Here is a 17,486-nt window from a genome sequence, read left to right as displayed (position 1 = left end):
TCATGTCTCTCACGTTCCTGTTCATGCCGGAAAGCGCCTACGGTCCCACCAACAACTCCATCGGCATCGGCGACATCCTGCGCCGCCGCGGCCACCGCGTCGTCTTCGCCGCCGAGGCGTCGTGGAAGGGCAAGCTCGAAGCGCTCGGCTTCGAGGAGGACCTGGTCGACCTGGCCCCGCCCGCCGAGGAGGAGCAGGACGCCGGCCAGTTCTGGAAGGACTTCATCCGCGAGACCGCGCCGGAGTACCGCAAGAGCACCCTGGAGCAGCAGGAGACCGTCACCAAGCCCATCTGGGAGGGGCTGATCGACGGCGTGAAGTACTGCGAGCCGCAGCTCAGGGCCATCATCGAGCGGGTGAACCCCGACGTCATCGTCGAGGACAACGTGATCACGTTCCCGGCGCTGCTGACCAGCGGCAGGAAGTTCGTCCGCATCGTCTCCTGCCAGCCGCTGGAGATGCGCGGCGAGAACGTCCCGCCGGCCTACTCCGGCCTGCCCACGGGCGACCGCTCGGAGTGGGACGCCTTCCGCGCCGAGTACGACCGCACCCACCGCGAGCTGTGGACCGCCTTCAACGAGTGGTGCGTCGAGCAGGGCACCGAGCCGCTGCCCGAGCTGGACTTCATCCACGAGGGCGACCTGAACCTCTACGTCTACCCGGAGATCCTCGACTACACCGCCGAGCGCCCGCTGGGCCCGACGTGGCACCGGCTCGACTCCTCCGTGCGCGAGACCGAGGAGGACTTCACGCTGCCGTTCGAGCGCAACGAGCACGCGCTGATCTACTTCTCGCTCGGCTCGCTGGGCTCCTCCGACGTGGAGCTGATGCAGCGGGTCATCGACGTGCTGGCCACGACGCCGCACCAGTACATCGTCTCCAAGGGCCCGCTGCACGCGGAGATCAAGCTCGCCGACAACATGTGGGGCGCGGAGTTCCTTCCGCAGACTAAGATCATCCCACTGTGTGACTTGGTCATCACCCATGGCGGCAACAACACGACCACCGAGGCGCTGCACTTCGGCAAGCCGATGATCCTGCTGCCGCTCTTCTGGGACCAGTACGACAACGCCCAGAGGGTCGATGAGCTCGGCTACGGTGTCAGGCTCTCCACCTACACCTTCACCGACGAGGAACTCAAGGGCGCGGTCGCGCGGCTGCTCGGCGACACCGAGATGCGCGCGCGGCTCGCCGCCGCGGGCGAGGAGATCCGGCGTCGCGACGGCCTGCGCAAGGCCGCCGACCTGATCGAGCAGCTCGGCAAGTAGCAACTGAGAGATGAAGTCTTCCTGATGCGTGAACTGATCAACCCTGCCACCGGCCTTCCCTGTGCCGAAATTCCGGACACGCCGGTGGAGGAGGTGGCCTCCGCCGTGCGTCGGGCGCGGGCGGCGTACGAGGAGTGGTCGCAGACCACCCCCGGCGAGCGCCAGCGGCTGCTGCTGCGGCTGGCCGACCTCGTGGAGGCCGACGCCGAAGAGCTGACCAGGCTCGAGGTGGAGGAGACCGGCAAGCCCGCCGCGGTGTTCCGGGACGGCGAGCTGCCGTTCGCGGTGGACAACCTGCGCTTCTTCGCCGGGGCCGCCCGCTCGCTGGAGGGCACGGGGGCCGGGGTGTTCAGCCCCGGTTACACCTCGGTCATGCTGCGCCGTCCCGTCGGGGTGGTGGGGTCGATCGCGCCGTGGAACTTCCCGTTCGTCATGGCCGTCTGGAAGGTCGGCCCGGCGGTCGCCGCGGGCAACGCCGTGGTGATCAAGCCGGCGCCGCAGACGCCGCGCACGACGCTGCGCCTGGCCGAGCTGTTCGCCAAGGCGGGCGCCCCCGACCACCTCGTGCAGGCGGTCACCGGCGACGCCGAGGTGGGCCAGGCGCTGGTCACCGACCCGGGCGTGGACATGGTCAGCGTCACCGGCTCGACCGAGACCGGCCGCGCCGTGATGAGCGGCGCGGCGGGCAGCCTCAAGCGGGTCCACCTCGAACTCGGCGGCAAGGCGCCCGCGCTCGTGTTCGGGGACGCCGACCTGGCCGAGATGGCCCGCGGCGTGGCCATGGGGGCGACGTACAACACCGGGCAGGACTGCACGGCGGCCACCCGCGTCTATGTCGCGCGGGAGGTCTACGGTGACGCGGTGGAGGCGATACGGGCAACTCTTGCCGAAATCTCTGTCGGTGACCCCTGGGATCCGGCGACGGACATCGGTCCGCTGATCTCCGCCGCCCACCGGGACCGGGTGCACGGCTTCGTCTCCCGCTCCGGCGGCCGGGTCCTGCACGGCGGCTCCCCAATCGGGGGCTCCGGCTTTTTCTACCCGCCCACCCTTGTGACCGACATCGCACAGACCAGCGAGATCGTGCAGGGTGAGCTCTTTGGACCGGTCCTGGTCGCGCTCCCCTTCGACGGAGAGGACGAAGCGGTCCGTCTGGCCAACGACACTAGGTACGGCCTGGCCTCGTCGGTGTGGTCGCGTGACGTCGCGCGCGCGATGCGGGTGTCCCACCGCCTCGATGTGGGTGTGACCTGGATCAACGACCACCTGCCGATCGCCAGCGAGGCGCCGCACGGCGGGGTCAAGGGCAGCGGGTTCGGCAAGGACATGAGCCAGGAGGCGGTGCAGGAGTATTCGGTGACTCGGCACCTGATGGTCAAGCACGCGGCACCGGCCGAGCGGGATTCGTTCCGGCCCGCCTGATGACGCGAACGGCGCTATGCACCCAGAAACGCCTCTTTGGGTGCGTCTGATGGGATATGTTCGGTTGGCCGATCTGGTACGGGTTGTGTTCCAATTACCCAGCCGGACAGAATCCCATGCGCCCCAAGCGTGTCTGATTTTCTTCGAGCACGTACCGGCGAGAGGTTGCGAGACTCAGTGAGGACGAAAGACCCCAGGCACACCAAGTCAGGGGAGTACACAGGCGGACGGTTCCGGCTGGCGAACTGGCGTGTGCGCACGAGGCTCGTCGCGCTGATCCTCATCCCCACGGTCGTGGGTGTGCTGCTCGCCGGCATCCAGCTGGCCGACGCCATCGGCACCAGCGCCGAATACCGCCGGCTGACCCAGGTGGCGGAGCTGGTGCAGCGCATCGGCGCGCTCAACCACGAGCTCGGCAAGGAGCGTACGCTCACCGCCTGGTACGTCGCCGACCGTCGCAGGGGCGGGCGCTTCGTGTCGCTCAAGACCCAGCGCCAGGCCACCGACAAGGCCAAGGCCCAGGTGCTCAACGCCACCACGGCCATCGACGCCGCCCACTCCGCGCGCGTGCGCGACGGCGTGGCGAACATGCGCCGCTGGCTGGAGGGTCTCAACAGCCTGCGCGACTCCATGGTCGACAACGTGCCCGCCCGCGCCTCGATCGGCACGTACAGCACGATGATCGAGATCTTCTCGACCATCCAGGCCGACCTGGGCGACGGCGTCAACGACGACGACCTCCAGGGTGACGTGGCCGCGCTCGGCTCGCTCCAGGGCATGAAGGAGGAGGTCTCGCGCCAGCAGATCATCCTCATCGAGCAGCTCATCCAGCAGCAGAGCACGCGCCGGATCGACCGCTCCGTCTGGTCGGAGTTCCTGGGCTCCTGGGACAAGCAGCAGAGCGACCTGGCCGCGTTCGAGGCCGAGGCCGACGCCGCCGACCTCAAGGCCTACCGGCAGGGCGTGCGCGGCCTGCAGGTGGACCTCGCCGACGCCATGCGCCAGCGCGCGCTGGCGCAGGTGAGCCAGGCGAACCGGATCCGCGACCTCGACGTCACCACCAAGCACGACCTCAACGACTGGTACGAGAGCACCACCGCGACCGGCAACGCCATGCGCAAGGTCGAGGACAACCTGGCCACCAAGATCGTTAACCGGACCCGGGACCTGAGCGACGCCGAGCAGCGCAGCGCCATCATCTCGGGTGCGCTGATCCTCGTCCTGCTGCTGCTCGTCCTGGTCATCACCACCCGCGTGGCCGGTTCGCTGGTCCGGCCGCTGCGCCGGCTGCGGGCCGAGGCGCTCCAGGTCGCCACGACCCGGCTGCCCGACACCGTCCGCGTGCTGCGCGAGTCGGGCGACGGCGCCCAGATCCCCGAGGTGCCGTCGGTCGGCGTCAACACCCGTGACGAGATCGGTGAAGTGGCGCGGGCGTTCGACGAGGTCCACCGCGAGGCGATCCGGCTGGCCGGTGACGAGGCCAAGCTGCGGGCCAACGTCAACGCCATGTTCGTCAACCTCTCCCGCCGCAGCCAGACGCTGGTCGAGCGGCAGCTCCAGCTCATCGAGGGCTTGGAGCAGGGTGAGGAGGACGAGCAGCGGCTCGCCAACCTCTTCCGCCTCGACCACCTGGCCACCCGCATGCGCCGCAACAGCGAGAACCTCCTGGTCCTCGCCGGCCAGGAGGCCGCGCGCAAGTGGAGCGAGCCGGTGCCGCTGGTCGACATCGCCCGCGCCTCGCTGTCGGAGGTCGAGAGCTACGAGCGGGTCCAGATCCAGATCCCGTCCGGCACCCTCATCGTCGGCCCGGCCGTCACCGACGCCGTCCACCTGCTCGCCGAGCTGATCGAGAACGCCATCTCCTTCTCCCCGCGCGAGAGCAAGGTCACGGTCACCAGCACCGCCGCCGAGGGCGGCGTGCTGGTCACGATCAACGACCTGGGCATCGGCATGAGCCAGGAGGAGCTGGCCGAGGCCAACTGGCGGCTGGCCAACCCGCCCGTCGTGGACGTGTCCGTCTCGCGGCGCATGGGCCTGTTCGTGGTCGGCCGCCTGGCCCTGCGCCACGGCATCCGCGTCCAGCTCAGCATGCGGGAGACCGGCGGCCTGAGCGCCCTGGTGTTCATGCCCGACATGCTCATCAGCAACGGGGCCGGCGGCCCGCAGCAGGGCGGCCAGTACGAAGCGTTCACCACGTTCGACCCCAGCACCTTCGCGCAGCCGTCCCGCAACGGCTCGCACCCCTCCTTCGACGAGGCCCCCGACCAGGTGCTGGACACCCAGTGGCCGGGCTCGCTGCCCGCGCCGGGGACCGGCAACTGGCCCTCGTTCGGCGACCAGCCGGCCGCGGAGCAGACCTCCACGTTCGGCGGCGGGCAGCCGTCGATCTTCGGCGACCAGCCCTCGGTCTTCAGCGAGCAGCCGCCGTCCTTCGGCGAGCAGCCGCCGTCCTTCGGCGAGCAGGCCCCGTCCTTCGGTGACCAGCCCGCGGCCTTCGGCGGGCAGCCGAAGGCCGACGAGCCCCGCTGGCCGTCGTTCTCGGAGGAGCCGCCGAAGCCGGCCGCGCCGCAGCAGCCGTCGCTCGGGGAGCAGCGCTGGCCCTCGTTCTCCGAGGAGCCGCAGAAGCCCGCCGACGAGTCGCCGTCGTTCTCCGACGGCAGGTGGCCGTCGTTCGGCGAGCAGCCGCCCGCGGCGCAGGACGACGAGCCGCGCTGGCCGTCCTTCGCGACCGAGCCGCCGCAGCAGCCGCAGGAGGAGCAGCCGCGCTGGTCCTCGTTCGCGGACCCGCTGCCGCGCAGGTCGCTGTTCGAGGCGGACGACCGGCCGCGCCCGCAGTTCAGTGACGACTACCGCTCCCCGTTCGCCGAGGAGCCCAAGCCCGCCGACCGGTTCGAGCAGAACGGCCACTCCGGCTACAACCCGTTCGGCCCCGGCGAGTACTCCTCGCAGGACATGACCGGCCCGCTCCCCGTCGTGCGCAGCTCGCCGCTGGAGGAGCAGAGCGAGGAGTTCCTGCCGATCTTCTCGTCGGTCGGCTCGGACTGGTTCCGCCGCCCGGACCCCGAGGTCCTCAAGCAGCCCGAGAACGAGCAGGAAAGCACCGCCGTGCACCCGGCCGTGCCCGCCGATCCCCCGTCTTCCCCGGCGCCTCCCGCCGTGGGGACCCTGGGCAAGTCCGGGCTGCCGCAGCGCAAGCCCGGCCAGTCCGGCGCCGGCGCGTCCTGGTCGTCGCCGGCGGACTCCGGGTTCCAGGCCGCGCAGGCCGCCGCGCAGCCGCAGCAGGGCGGCACGACGCCCTCGGGCCTGCCCCGCCGTGTCCCCAAGGCCAACCTGGTGCCCGGCACGGCCAGCCTGGCCGAGCCCCAGGTGACGTCACCTGCGCCGCAGATCTCACCCGAGCGGTTGCGCAGCCGGCTCTCCAGCTTCCAGCAGGGTGTCCGGCAGGGCCGGGCGTTCACCCGCGGAGAAGAGAATGAGGAGGACAAATGAGAGAAATGAGCCAGGGAGCGCGCGGCATAAGCTGGTTGATCACGGACTTCGTGAACAACGTGCCGGGCGTCGCCCACACGGTCGTGGTGTCGTCCGACGGGTTGCCGCTGGCCTACTCCGAGGGCTTCCCGAAGGACCGGGCGGACCAGCTCGCGGCGGTCGCCTCCGGTGTGATCAGCCTCACCCAGGGGGCGGCACGGGTCTTCGAGGGCGGTATGGTGACGCAGACCGTCATCGAGATGCAGCGCGGGCTCTTGATGATCATGTCGATCAGTGACGGGTCGTGTCTGGCGGTGCTGGCTGCTCCTGACTGTGACATGGGGCTGGTCGCCTACCAGATGACCTTGCTGGTCGAGCGGGCGGGACAGGTGTTGACTCCGGCCGTACGCGCAGAGTTGCAAGCGGCCCGCCCCCGCTAGCGGGCGGTGACAGGAGAACATGGTGTCAGGTCAGCAGGGTTGGGCTGGTGATAGCACTCCGCCGCATCCGGCGGTTCCCCGTCCGCAGAAGCAGAGCTCCCTGGTGCGGCCCTATGCCGTGACCGGGGGACGCACCGCGCCGCGGATGAAGTTCGCCATGGAGGCACTCGTGTCCTCCGTGACGTCGGAATACCAAGACATTTCCCTACTAAGTCCGGAGTATCAGGCGATCATTCAGCTGACCCGGAACGTCCGGTCGGTTGCCGAGATCTCCGCCCTTTTACGCCAGCCGCTTGGTGTGGTCCGGGTGCTGATCGCCGACATGGCGTCGGAGGGCCTGATCCGCGTGCACCAGCCTGCGCTGGACGCGGGAAAGCCGGACCTCAACTTGCTCGAAAGGGTTCTCAGTGGACTTCGCAGGCTCTAGCCCCGGCCTAACCTCGACGAAGATCGTCGTGGCCGGGGGCTTCGGCGTGGGCAAGACGACGTTCGTGGGAGCGGTCTCGGAGATCCTGCCGCTCACCACCGAAGCGGTCATGACGGACGCCTCGGCGCACGTCGACGACGTCTCCCTCACGCCGAAGTTCATGTGGGACGACCTGGTCAAAGGAGCGATCGGCGCGGTCGTGCTGGTCGACACGCGCCGGCTGGCCGACAGCTTCCCGGCCATCGACTACTTCGAAGAGGCCAAGCTGCCGTTCGTCATCGGCATCAACGGCTGGGACGGCCACTTCGCGCACGCGGAGGAGGAGATCAGGGAGGCGCTGTCGATCGGCGGCCACACCCCGATCGTCAGGCTGGACGCGCGGCAGCGCGAGTCGGTCAAGTCCACCTTGATCACCTTGGTGGAACACGCCCTGACCCGCCACATGCACACCCCGGTCTAGGCTCCTCACCACGGGTGCCGCCCATGCAGCAGGCCCGCCAGGCGGCACCCACCCTCCAGACCCGCACCGCCACCGAGCCACCTCCCGCCCGGCGTCGTGGCGAACCGTGCGCGCTCGCGCCGCCATCCGGTCGCCTTCCGCCCGGCGTCGTGGCGGACCGTGTGAGCCCCGCGTCGCCCGGTCGGCTTCCGCCTGGTGCCGGGCCGTTTCTCTACGGGACCCGCGACAGGCCGGCCTTGGCGTAGCAGAGGGTCAGCGGCTCGCCGACGTACTTGCCGTAGGGGTCGGTGCGGACGTATCCGGCGCTCTCGTACAGGGCGATGGCCTCGGGCTGGCGCACGCCGGTGGCCAGCCGCAGCCGGTCGTAGCCCATCTCGGCCGCCAGACCCTCCAGCGCCGCCAGCAGGGACCGGGCGATGCCGCGGCCCCGGTGCCCCGGGGCGACGTACATGCGCTTGAGCTCGCCGGTCGTGCCCTCCGCCGGCTGCACGGCGCCGCATCCGACGGCCGCCCGGCCGGCCAGCGCCACCAGGAAGCGCGCCCCGTCGTGCACCTGCGACCGGCCTTCCGGCCCGTACCTGGCGACCAGCTCGGCGAAGGCCGCGTCGAGCAGGGCGGCCAGTTCCGCGTCCGCGGCGGGACGCTCCACGATCTGCATGCGCGCCAGCCTATTGAGCCGCCCGATGGCGTGATCGCCGGGGCGGGGCTCAGCCCGGTGCGCCCGCTCCCGCCACCTCCGCCCGCGGGCCGCGGCGGGTGAGCGCGAGGTCGAGCAGCACGGCCGGGACGACGGCCACCGCCAGCGCGGCGCCGATCCAGGTGACGGAGGTGATGCCCGCGCCCGCGTTCAGCGCGGCCCCGGCGAGCGCCGGGACGATGCTGATGCCGAGCTGGAACGCCGAGACGGTGGTGGCACCCGCGAGGGTCGGCGCCGCCGCCGCGATGGTGAACACCCGCCCGTAGATCGCCGGGTTCAGCACGAACCCGGCGACCCCGAGGAGTAGGACCAGGGGGATGACGGCCAGGGCGTGCCGGGCCAGGAGCGCGAGCAGCACGGAGACGGCCGCGATGCCGAGCGCGCCGGCCAGGAGCGCGGTCACGGGCCACCGGTCGGCGATCCGGCCGCCGACGGACAGGCCGAGGAAGGCGCCGGCGCCGAACAGCGCGAGGACCGCGGGGACCCAGGCGCCTGGGACGGCGGTGACGCCGGTCAGGAACGGTGCCAGGTAGTTGAACGTGATCATGTACGCGGCGGTGCTCAGAATGGTGACGGCGTAGACGATCCACAACTGGGGCCGCCGCATGGCGCGCAGCTCCCGGCGTACGCCGGGCTCGCCGCCGGCCCGGGTGGCGGGCACCGCGAGCAGGGTCAGGAGCGCCCCGGCGGCGGTCAGGACGACCACGCCCCAGAAGCCGCCCCGCCAGCCGGTGAGGTGGCTGAGCGCCGCGCCCGCCGGGCCGCCGGCGACCATCGCCAGGCTGAGGCCGCTGACGACCACCCCCGAGGCGCGCGCGGTGCGGTCGGGCGTCACGAGGCTGATCGCGGTGACCGCCGCGACGGCCCAGAAGCCGGCGTAGGCCAGCCCGCAGACGAAACGGGTGGCCAGCAGCACCGCGTAGTCGTCCGTCAGCAGGCCGAGCGCCACCGAGGCGGCGAAGACGAGCTGGGTGGCCACCAGGGTGGTGCGCCGCGGCCAGCGCAGCGTCAGGATGGCGAACGGCGGCCCGCCCACGACGACGCCGGCGGCGAACGCCGAGATCAGCGCACCGGCCAGGGGCAGGCTGATCCGCAGGTCGCCGGCGATCTCCGGCAGCACGCCGGCCAGCAGGAACTCGGCGCTGCCCATCGCGAACAGGCTGAACGCCAGCACGTACACACCGACCGGCAGCCTCCCGCCGGCAGCGGCAGCGGCAGCGGCAGTCGCGCCCGTGCCCGTGTCCGGGCCGCTCGCCGCGGTGCCGGGCCGGGTGTCATCAGTAACATCGCTCATCGCGATCACCTCCGCCGCTGAAGATGACCTCTCGGCGGCGAGGGCGACAACTCTTGTTGCTGTTTCTGGGACGGCGGCGGAGCCAGGCGGGCGACGCTCCCGGGCGGGAGAAATGACGGAGGAAAGGTGTTCACGGGCAGGGAAGGCGCCGTCGGAAGGGCGGATGCGGCGCGTGTGCCGTGCCCGCCGTGCGGGGGTGGGGTCAGACGGTGGCGTGGCCGCGGACGAGGCGGCCCACCTCGGCGCGCAGGTGCACGAAGTCGGGGTGCTCCCGCGTCGAGATCTGGTCGCGCGGCCCCGGCAGGTCCACCTTCAGGTCGCCCACCACGTGCGCGGGCGCCTTCGACAGCACCACCACGCGGTCGCCCACGTAGACGCTCTCGTCGATGTCGTGCGTGATGAGCACGATCGTCATCTGGTGGTGGCCGCGGACCTTGAGCACGAGGTCCTCCAGGTCCTCCCTGGTCTGCGCGTCCACGGAGCCGAACGGCTCGTCCATGAGCATGAGCGTCGGCCGGTAGGCCAGCGCCCGCGCGATCGCCACCCGCTGCTGCATGCCGCCGGAGAGCTGGAACGGGTATTTGCGGCCGGCGTTGGCCAGCCCCACCGACTCCAGGGCCTCGGCGGCGGCCTCGCGGCGCTGCTGCTTGTCCATGTTCCTGCGGCGCAGCGGCAGGGCCACGTTGTCGGCGACCGACATCCACGGGAACAACGAGCGGCTGTAGTCCTGGAAGACGACGGCGAGGTTGTCGGGGGTCTGCCGGACGACCTTGCCCTCGACCTTGACCTGCCCGCCCGTCGGCGTGATCAGCCCGGCGATGGAGCGCAGCAGCGTCGACTTCCCGCATCCCGACGGTCCGACGATGCAGAGCAGCTCACCTGCGGCGACGCTCAGGTTGAGCCCTTCGATGGCGTGGTGCGCGTTGGGAGTACCGCCGCCGTACACATGGGAAAGGTTGTCTATCTCGAGCAATGGATTTCCTAGGGGGGCGAGACCGCGGACAGCACGGCGACTCTTTCGGAGTCTGAAATGACTCTAGCGGAGCGGTAAATGCTGGACATGTCACTCAGGTAAACCAATTCAGGGCGCGATCTTACTCTCGCACGTTCCCGCCTGCCATGGGCGCCGCGGCGTCAAACGCTCCACGACTCCCTTTCGTTCAGCGCCCGCACGTCGGCGTCGGAGATGCGGCGCTGCGCGTCGGCCATCGCCGCCAGCTCCGCCGCCGTGAGCACCTCGCCGATGTCGGTGAACCCCTCCGGCGCGCGTTCGGTCACGAGCCTGATCGTCTCTTCGATGGGCAGCGCGCGGTGCGCCAGCACCAGCGCCGACGTGGGCGGGCGCCGCTCCGCCTCGTACGCCGACAGCGCCGCCGCCGGGTCCGTGTGGGTCGCCAGGCACCTGGCCAGCACCCGGGCGTCGAGCACGGCCTGGGAGCCGCCGTTGGAGCCGATCGGATACATCGGGTGGGCGGCGTCACCGAGCAGGGTCACCCGGCCCTCGCCCCACCGGGGCAGCGGGTCACGGTCGGCCATCGGGTATTCGAGGATGCGCCGGGTGCCGGCGAGCACGGCCGGGATGTCGACGTGCGGATATTTCCAGGACTCGAAGTGCGGCAGCACGTCGGACAGCCGGCCCGCCCGCGACCAGTCGGCCTCCCGCACCGGGCCGGGCTCGGTCTCCTTCACCTCGGCCACCCAGTTGAGCAGCCGCGGATTGTTCGCCGAAATGTGATAAGTCACGAATTTCCCGGCCAGGTTGGAGCCGCCGAGCAGCACCGTGGCCCCGTCCAGCACCTGGTCGGCCAGTGCCAGCCCGCGCCACATCCTGATCCCGCTCCAGAGCAGCGGATCTCCGGTCGGCCATAATCGGGCCCGCACCGAGGACTGCACCCCGTCGGCGCCCACCAGCACGTCCACCCGCTCCCGCAGCACCCGGCCGCCCTGGCGGAGCGTGACGAGCACGGAGTCACCGTCCTGCGCGAAGCCCTCGAACCTGACCCCCGTGCGCACCGGCCCGGCGCGCTCCTCGACGGCCGCCAGCAGCGCCATCTGCAGCTCGCCCCGGTGGATGCTGTATTGCGGCCACCGGTAGCCGGCCCCCCGGCCCCTGGGTAAGGCCAGGATGATGTTGCCGTGGCGGTCGGCGAACGTCATGAAGCTCGTCTCGACGGCCAGGCCCGCCAGCACCCCGCCCAGCCCCAGCTCGGTCAGCTCGCGCACGGCGTGGGGCTGCAGGTTGATGCCCACGCCGAGCGGCCGCAGCGTGCTCGCGGCCTCCACCACAACGCATTCCAGTCCGGCGGCGTGCAGGCTCAGCGCCGTGGTGAGCCCCCCGATGCCGCCGCCCACGACCATCGTCCGCACGATGCCATGCCTCCCGTGGCGACTGCCCCCGACTCTAACCGACCGCCTCCCGCGCCGCGTGGCGCCGGCCGGGCGTCCCGGGCCGGACATGCTCCGACCGTGGTGCCGCCAGGTGGCTGGGGGTGGCCCTCGGCGGGCCGGCGGTGATGTGGCCCGGTGTCTGCCGGTGTGAGCGGCGGAGTAGGTTCTCGCGTGTGAATGGTGAAATACGGCTTCTCGGCACCGAGGAACTGCCCCTCTGCCGGCGGCTCGAAGGCGATCGCGGCTGGTCCACGGACGAGGCCAAATGGCGGCTGATGTTCGAGGCGGGCGAGGTCTACGCCGTCGACGCGCCCGACGGCGACGGGCTGGCCGGGTGCGTCGTGCTGACCCGCCACGGTGACACGCTGGCGGACGTCGGCATGATGCTGGTCGCCGAGAGGTACGGCAGGCAGGGGCTCGGCACCCGGCTGATGGAACACGTCCTGGAGGTGGCGGGGGACCGCGTCGTCGAGCTGACCGCGACCCGCTTCGGCCGCCCCGTCTACGAGCGGCTCGGCTTCCGGCCCGCGGGCAGCCTGACGATCACGACGGGCCCGGTCAAGGGGACGGCATGGGGGCCGGCAGTCCGCCCGGCGACGCCGGACGACCACGCCGCCCTCATCGGCCTGGACGCCGAGGCCACCGGGGCCGACCGCGGCAGGGCGCTGACCGCCCTGCTGGCCACGGCCGAACGCACGGTCGTCACCGACGGCGGCTTCGCCGTGGCCTGGAACGCCGGCCCCCACCGCGTCATCGGCCCCGTCGTCGCGCCCTCGGAGGCGGCCGCCCGCGAGCTGATCCTGGCCGCCGCCCACGGCGCCGACCGCGACGTGCGCATCGACCTGCTGGACGCCTACCCGGGCCTGCGCCCGTGGCTGGCCGGGCTGGGGCCCGTGGAGGGACCCGCGGCCCTGCCGACGATGGTCCACGGCGCCGACCGGCACCCGGGCGACCGCGGCCGCTACGTCGCGCCCATCCTCATCTCGATGGGCTGACCGGCCGCCGCGCGGGCCGGTGCCGTGCCTCCCATGGCGGGTGCCGCCGGCGCTGACCGGCCGGTTCCCGTGCCGCCCGGTCGAGCTGCCGCCGGCGTCAACCGGCCGGGTCCCGTGCCGTCTGGTGCCGGCCGAGCACGCGGCGCTCGACGACCAGGAACAGCTCGTTGAGCAGGTAGCCGAGCACGCCGAGCAGCACGATCCCGGCCCACATGGCGGGCAGGTCGAAGGTCGCGTACGCGTCGGTGAGCTGGAAGCCGATGCCGTTGGTGGTGCCCGGCAGCAGCTCGGAGAAGACCATGACGATCAGGGAGAGCGACAGGGCCAGCCGCAGCCCCGCGAACATCTTCGGCAGCGCCGACGGCAGGATCACCCGCCGCAGGCGCTCGGCCCGCGACAGCCGGAAGACCTGGCAGGTCTGCAGGTGCAGCGGCTCGACCGAGCGGGCGCCGTCGGCGGTGTTGAGCAGCACCGGCCACACGATGCTGAACATGATGAACGCCAGCTGCATCCGCAGCCCGAACCCGAACAGCACCAGGAAGACGGTCACCAGCGCCGGCGGCGGGATGGCGCGAAGGAACTGCAGCACGCCGTCGAGATAGTCGTACGCCCGCGCCGACAGCCCCACCGCCAGCCCGAGCAGCACCCCGGCCAGCGCGCCCCCCGCGAAGCCGAGGGCCATCCGGCCCAGGCTCGGCAGGATGTTGCCGACGGCCGTGTCGGTGAGGAAGAGCGTGCCGGGCGGCCCGGAGAACCACATGGCGTGCATCCGGGTCACGATCGTGCTGGGCGCGGGGAAGAACGGGTTGCCCGCCGTCCTCGTGGCCGCCTCCCAGGCCAGGACGAGCCCGGCCAGCACCAGGACCCGGAAGACCGGCGTGCGCAGACCTCTCATGCCCGGCCTCCCAGCTGCGCGTGGTGCCAGCGGAAGGCCCGCCGCTCGGCGGCCACCAGCAGCGCGTTCACCACGACGCCGAACAGCCCCACCCAGAACACCCCGGCCAGGATGTCGGTCATGCGGGCGGGCACGGCGATGCCGGCGAAGAAGATGAACACGCCGATGCCCTCGCCGCGCCCGGCCACGATCTCGGTGCTGACGGTGAGGATGAGCGCCACCCCGGCGGCCAGCCGCACCCCGGTGGCGATGAAGGGCGCCGACGACGGCAGCGAGACGCGCAGCAGCACCGACAGCGGGCCGAAGCCGTACGCGCGCAGGGACTCCTTGGCCAGGGGGTCGACGCCGCGCAGGCCGTACATCGTGTTGTAGAGGATGGGCCAGAGCGAGGCGTAGACCACCAGCGTGATCCGGTGTTGCAACCCGGTGCCGATCACCAGCGCCACCAGCGGGATCAGCGCGACGGAGGGGATCGGCCGGAGGAACTCCACCACCGAGCGGGTGGCCGCGTCGATGACCGGCACGCTGCCGAGCAGCAGGCCCAGCGGCACCGCGAGCGCGGTCGCCAGGCACAGGCCGATCGTCCAGGCGAGCAGGCTCGTCAGGGCGTGCGCGCCGAAGGCCGGGTCGAACAGCAGCGCGGCCGCCCGCGCGACGATCTCGGTGGCGGGTGGCAGCACCTCCCGGTCGGCCAGCCCGGTCCTGGCGGCCAGCTCGATCAGCGCCGCGAAGGCGAGCGCCCCGGCCGCCCGGCGCGACCAGCGGGTGGCGGGTGACGCCGGGCGGGTACGGGGCAGGGTCTGAGCGCTCACCCGGAGGTGGTGGGCGACATGAGGCCCTTGACGTCGATCTGCTTGGTCAGCCACTTGGCTTCCCACATCCAGTCGGCCACCCGCTGGAGGCGGACCGGGTTGTCGTTGCTGGAGAAGTAGGGGAAGGTCACGGTGGCCGCGGTGGCGGCGTCGATCTGCGTGAAGTTCGGCAGCACCTTGGCCACCACCTCGCGGTTGTTCTCCATGAGCTTGGCCGCGTTGTGGATGGCGCGCTGGAAGGCGGCGGCCGTCTTGGGGTTCTTGTCGTACCACTCCTGGGTGCCGACGTAGCCGGAGATCGGGAACTCGGCGGCGGGTCCCGAGGCCGGGTCGAGGATCTTGCGGGCGCCCATGGTGGCGGTGGCGGCGGTGACCATGGGCTCGCCCAGGTACGCGGCGTCGATCTGGCCGTCCTTCCAGGACGGCATGATGTTCTGGAAGGTCACCTGGACGTACTTGATGGTGGCGGGGTCGACGTTGTTGGCCTTGAGCACCTGGGTGAGGGCCAATTCCTGGAAGTTGTGCAGCACGTTGACGTTGATCGTCTTGCCCTCCAGGTCCTTCGGGGTCCTGATGGACGAGCCGGGCAGGGCCATGATGCTGAGCGAGTCGGGGGCCGCGCGAGAGCCCTCGGCCAGGATGCGCAGCTTCAGCGCCTGCTTGTCATGGGCGGCGAACATCGACACGTAGTTCCCGAACATGGCGTCGATCTCGCCCTTCACGAGCATGGGGATGGCTTCGGGCGCGGCCTGCACGACCTCGGGGGTGACGTCCAGGCCCTCCTTCTCGAAGAAGCCCTGGTCGATGGCCACGTAGATCGCGGCGCTGTCGATCGCCGGCAGGGTGGCCACCTTGAGCTTCGTCTTCTCCAGCCCGCCGGCGGATGCGGAGGGCGGCGCGCCGGCGGTCGTGTCGGTGCCGGCACTGCACGACATGGCGCCGAGTGTCAAAGCGAACCCGATGGCGGCGGCCCTGGCGGTACGGCCAAACCTCATGTCAGGGACTCCCTTCAGGTGGAGCCAGGGGGGGACCGGGCGGCTTCTGCTCCCGGGGGCTGTGTGCCTGACGCACAACAGAGATCGACCGTAGCACCAAATTGGTGGTCGTTATCGGAAAGCTGACACTTGCGGTTGCAATGTCTGTTTAGCTCTATATTGTGAAATTTTAACGACCTGAAGGAATTTGAGCGTTTGTCCGTTTTGGGAAAGGAGGTGGCGGGCGGGGCGGCAGATGCGGATGTGGTGTCAACTCGATCTTTTTCCGCGGGTCAGGACGAGGCTCGTGGAACATCTTGCCGTTGTCTGTTGTGCCTGGTCAGCCACCGTCCAACGAATCCGCCATATTTTCTGGACATCTAGGGATATATGCCCCATTGTGGCACTAGTAGTGGTTGGTCGTTGACGACCCGTGTGCTCAAATGGCGCATATCTCGACGTACCAAATTGCCCCACGTGCACGTCCTGCTTGGTCACCCGAGAATTCCCCCTCCAGGGCGAGAGGTTGCGAAGGCAAGTGAGAACGCAGAGCGCTGAAGCTTCCGCCGACCGCGAGCCGCACGGCCATCAGAAGCGACGGCTGTCCCCGACATCCTCGAAAAGATTTGGATTGGGTAACTGGCACGTGCGATCGCGCCTCATCGCGCTGATCGTCGTCCCGACCGCCGTCGCCGTGGGCCTGGGCGGGCTGAACGTGGTCACCTCGCTCAGCGACGCCAACACGTACCAGACCCTCCGAGAGGTCGCCGAGCTGAGCGAGCAGCTCGGGGCCGTGACGCACGAGCTGGCCTTCGAACGCGACGAGACCGCCCTCTACATCGCCCAGGGGCGGCCCGACAGCCGCGAGGCGCAGCTGCGCACCACCTACAGCGGGGTCGACAACCTCATCGACGAGGCCGAGCAGCGGGCCACCGTGCTGGGCGACACGCACGCCGAGCCCGTACGCCGGGTGCTGCGCCGCCTGGAGGAGATCCCGACCCTGCGCGAGACGGCCGTGAACGGCAAGATCCAGCCGCTGCCGATGACCCAGAAGTACTCGCAGATCATCGCGGCGCTGCTGCAGTTCCACGACCAGGTCGGCCAGGTCGCGGTGGACGACCGGGTGGCCGACGCCGCCAGCGCCATGTCGGCCATCGCCCGCGCCAAGGAGCAGGCGTCCAAGCAGCGCGGCATCCTGGCCAGCGCCCTGGACAAGAAGGGCTTCGACAGCGGCGAGCTCGACGCGCTGACCGACGCCAAGTCCCGCGAGGAGAGCGAGGAGACGCTCTTCGGCACGCTGGCCGACCTCGACCAGCTCGAGCTCTACCGCAACACCGTCGTCGGCAGGGACGTCGACCAGACCGACCTGTTCCGGCTGCGCGCCATGGCGCAGGCGGCCGAGGGCAAGACGCTCAGCATCGGCGTGCAGCCCGACCGCGACGTGGCCGTCTGGTTCGAGGTCAGCACCGGCAAGATCGACGCGCTGCGCAGCGTGGAGAAGGAGCTGTCCTCCTCCGTCATCCTGCGCGCCCGCGGGCTGGAGGAGGCCGCGGGACGGTCGGCCCTGATCTCCGGCGGCCTCATCCTGCTCCTGCTGATCGTGGTCATCGCGATCATCTCCCTCATCGCCCGCTCGCTCATCAGGCCGCTGCGCCGGCTGCGCCGCGAGGCGCTCGACGTCGCCGGGCAGCGCCTGCCGGAGACCGTGCGGCAACTGCGCGAGAGCGGTGACGGCACGGTCGGCGCCGTCGTCCCGATCGGCGTGGACACCCACGACGAGATCGGCGAGGTGGCGCGGGCCTTCGACGAGGTGCACCGCGAGGCGGTGCGGCTGGCGGGTGAGGAGGCCCGCCTGCGCAGCAACGTCAACGCGATGTTCGTGAACCTGTCGCGGCGCAGCCAGACGCTGGTGGAGCGGCAGATCACCCTGATCGACGGTCTGGAGC

15 protein-coding genes are annotated in these 17,486 nt (G+C 70.8%); 8 read left to right on the top strand and 7 right to left on the bottom strand.

The window, feature by feature from the left end:
* Window positions 1–2 precede the first annotated feature (2 nt).
* From IO39_RS03715 to IO39_RS03690, 6 genes are all read left to right on the top strand, one after another.
* On the top strand, window positions 3–1,268 hold the full coding sequence (locus tag IO39_RS03715; RefSeq protein ID WP_043615981.1) for a glycosyltransferase: 1,266 nt from the start codon (window positions 3–5) through the stop codon (window positions 1,266–1,268).
* A gap of 24 nt (window positions 1,269–1,292) precedes the next feature.
* Window positions 1,293–2,690, top strand: coding sequence for an aminobutyraldehyde dehydrogenase (locus tag IO39_RS03710; RefSeq protein ID WP_043615979.1), 1,398 nt, complete (start codon window positions 1,293–1,295; stop codon window positions 2,688–2,690).
* Window positions 2,691–2,942: 252 nt separating this feature from the next.
* On the top strand, window positions 2,943–6,179 hold the full coding sequence (locus tag IO39_RS50230) for a sensor histidine kinase (RefSeq protein WP_052422415.1): 3,237 nt from the start codon (window positions 2,943–2,945) through the stop codon (window positions 6,177–6,179).
* Window positions 6,176–6,598 (top strand): roadblock/LC7 domain-containing protein, encoded by a 423-nt coding sequence (locus tag IO39_RS03700; RefSeq protein WP_020546551.1) that lies wholly within the window; start codon window positions 6,176–6,178, stop codon window positions 6,596–6,598. The genes IO39_RS50230 and IO39_RS03700 overlap by 4 nt, the downstream gene beginning before the upstream one ends.
* A gap of 19 nt (window positions 6,599–6,617) precedes the next feature.
* Window positions 6,618–7,025, top strand: a complete 408-nt coding sequence (locus tag IO39_RS03695) for a DUF742 domain-containing protein (RefSeq protein WP_245641795.1) — start codon at window positions 6,618–6,620, stop codon at window positions 7,023–7,025.
* Window positions 7,026–7,053: 28 nt separating this feature from the next.
* Complete coding sequence (locus IO39_RS03690) at window positions 7,054–7,485, top strand: GTP-binding protein (protein ID WP_245641794.1); 432 nt, start codon at window positions 7,054–7,056, stop codon at window positions 7,483–7,485.
* Window positions 7,486–7,696: 211 nt separating this feature from the next.
* Here IO39_RS03690 and IO39_RS03685 read toward each other — a convergent pair whose 3' ends face one another.
* From IO39_RS03685 to IO39_RS03670, 4 genes are all read right to left on the bottom strand, one after another.
* Complete coding sequence (locus IO39_RS03685) at window positions 7,697–8,143, bottom strand: GNAT family N-acetyltransferase (protein WP_043615964.1); 447 nt, start codon at window positions 8,141–8,143, stop codon at window positions 7,697–7,699.
* Window positions 8,144–8,192: 49 nt separating this feature from the next.
* Entirely contained in the window at window positions 8,193–9,476 is a 1,284-nt protein-coding gene (locus IO39_RS03680; RefSeq protein WP_084772220.1) for an MFS transporter, read from the bottom strand.
* Window positions 9,477–9,678: 202 nt separating this feature from the next.
* Entirely contained in the window at window positions 9,679–10,449 is a 771-nt protein-coding gene (locus IO39_RS03675; RefSeq protein WP_043615962.1) for an ABC transporter ATP-binding protein, read from the bottom strand.
* Between the two features lie 161 nt (window positions 10,450–10,610).
* The gene (locus IO39_RS03670; RefSeq protein ID WP_043615952.1) at window positions 10,611–11,834 is read right to left on the bottom strand and encodes a flavin-dependent oxidoreductase; all 1,224 of its coding nucleotides are present in this window, start codon (window positions 11,832–11,834) and stop codon (window positions 10,611–10,613) included.
* A gap of 203 nt (window positions 11,835–12,037) precedes the next feature.
* On the opposite strand from IO39_RS03670, the gene IO39_RS03665 reads away from it, so the two are divergent.
* On the top strand, window positions 12,038–12,859 hold the full coding sequence (locus IO39_RS03665) for a GNAT family N-acetyltransferase (protein WP_043615950.1): 822 nt from the start codon (window positions 12,038–12,040) through the stop codon (window positions 12,857–12,859).
* Window positions 12,860–12,956: 97 nt separating this feature from the next.
* Here the strand turns inward: IO39_RS03665 and IO39_RS03660 are convergent, their stop codons facing one another.
* From IO39_RS03660 to IO39_RS03650, 3 genes are read right to left on the bottom strand one after another with little or no spacing between them, the layout of a single operon-like run.
* Window positions 12,957–13,754, bottom strand: coding sequence for an ABC transporter permease (locus IO39_RS03660; protein ID WP_043615942.1), 798 nt, complete (start codon window positions 13,752–13,754; stop codon window positions 12,957–12,959).
* Window positions 13,751–14,566 (bottom strand): ABC transporter permease, encoded by an 816-nt coding sequence (locus IO39_RS03655; RefSeq protein WP_084772214.1) that lies wholly within the window; start codon window positions 14,564–14,566, stop codon window positions 13,751–13,753. The genes IO39_RS03660 and IO39_RS03655 overlap by 4 nt, the downstream gene beginning before the upstream one ends.
* Complete coding sequence (locus IO39_RS03650; RefSeq protein ID WP_043615940.1) at window positions 14,563–15,561, bottom strand: ABC transporter substrate-binding protein; 999 nt, start codon at window positions 15,559–15,561, stop codon at window positions 14,563–14,565. The genes IO39_RS03655 and IO39_RS03650 overlap by 4 nt, the downstream gene beginning before the upstream one ends.
* A gap of 625 nt (window positions 15,562–16,186) precedes the next feature.
* On the opposite strand from IO39_RS03650, the gene IO39_RS03645 reads away from it, so the two are divergent.
* Window positions 16,187–17,486 (top strand): nitrate- and nitrite sensing domain-containing protein (locus IO39_RS03645; protein ID WP_169789018.1); only part of this gene is annotated, 1,300 nt, incomplete at its 3' end.

It is taken from the genome of Nonomuraea candida (assembly GCF_000725485.1).
Taxonomy (GTDB): domain Bacteria; phylum Actinomycetota; class Actinomycetes; order Streptosporangiales; family Streptosporangiaceae; genus Nonomuraea; species Nonomuraea candida.
This window is presented reverse-complemented; position numbering and strand designations above follow the sequence as displayed.

Excerpts from the sequence above, each read along its gene's own strand:
- IO39_RS03715 (WP_043615981.1), top strand. The coding sequence starts at position 3 with ATGTCTCTCACGTTCCTGTTCATGCCGGAAAGCGCCTACGGTCCCACC.
- IO39_RS03710 (WP_043615979.1), top strand. The coding sequence starts at position 1,293 with ATGCGTGAACTGATCAACCCTGCCACCGGCCTTCCCTGTGCCGAAATT.
- IO39_RS03700 (WP_020546551.1), top strand. The coding sequence starts at position 6,176 with ATGAGAGAAATGAGCCAGGGAGCGCGCGGCATAAGCTGGTTGATCACG.
- IO39_RS03695 (WP_245641795.1), top strand. The coding sequence starts at position 6,618 with ATGGTGTCAGGTCAGCAGGGTTGGGCTGGTGATAGCACTCCGCCGCAT.
- IO39_RS03685 (WP_043615964.1), bottom strand. The coding sequence starts at position 8,143 with ATGCAGATCGTGGAGCGTCCCGCCGCGGACGCGGAACTGGCCGCCCTG.
- IO39_RS03680 (WP_084772220.1), bottom strand. The coding sequence starts at position 9,476 with ATGAGCGATGTTACTGATGACACCCGGCCCGGCACCGCGGCGAGCGGC.
- IO39_RS03670 (WP_043615952.1), bottom strand. The coding sequence starts at position 11,834 with ATGGTCGTGGGCGGCGGCATCGGGGGGCTCACCACGGCGCTGAGCCTG.
- IO39_RS03660 (WP_043615942.1), bottom strand. The coding sequence starts at position 13,754 with ATGAGAGGTCTGCGCACGCCGGTCTTCCGGGTCCTGGTGCTGGCCGGG.
- IO39_RS03650 (WP_043615940.1), bottom strand. The coding sequence starts at position 15,561 with ATGAGGTTTGGCCGTACCGCCAGGGCCGCCGCCATCGGGTTCGCTTTG.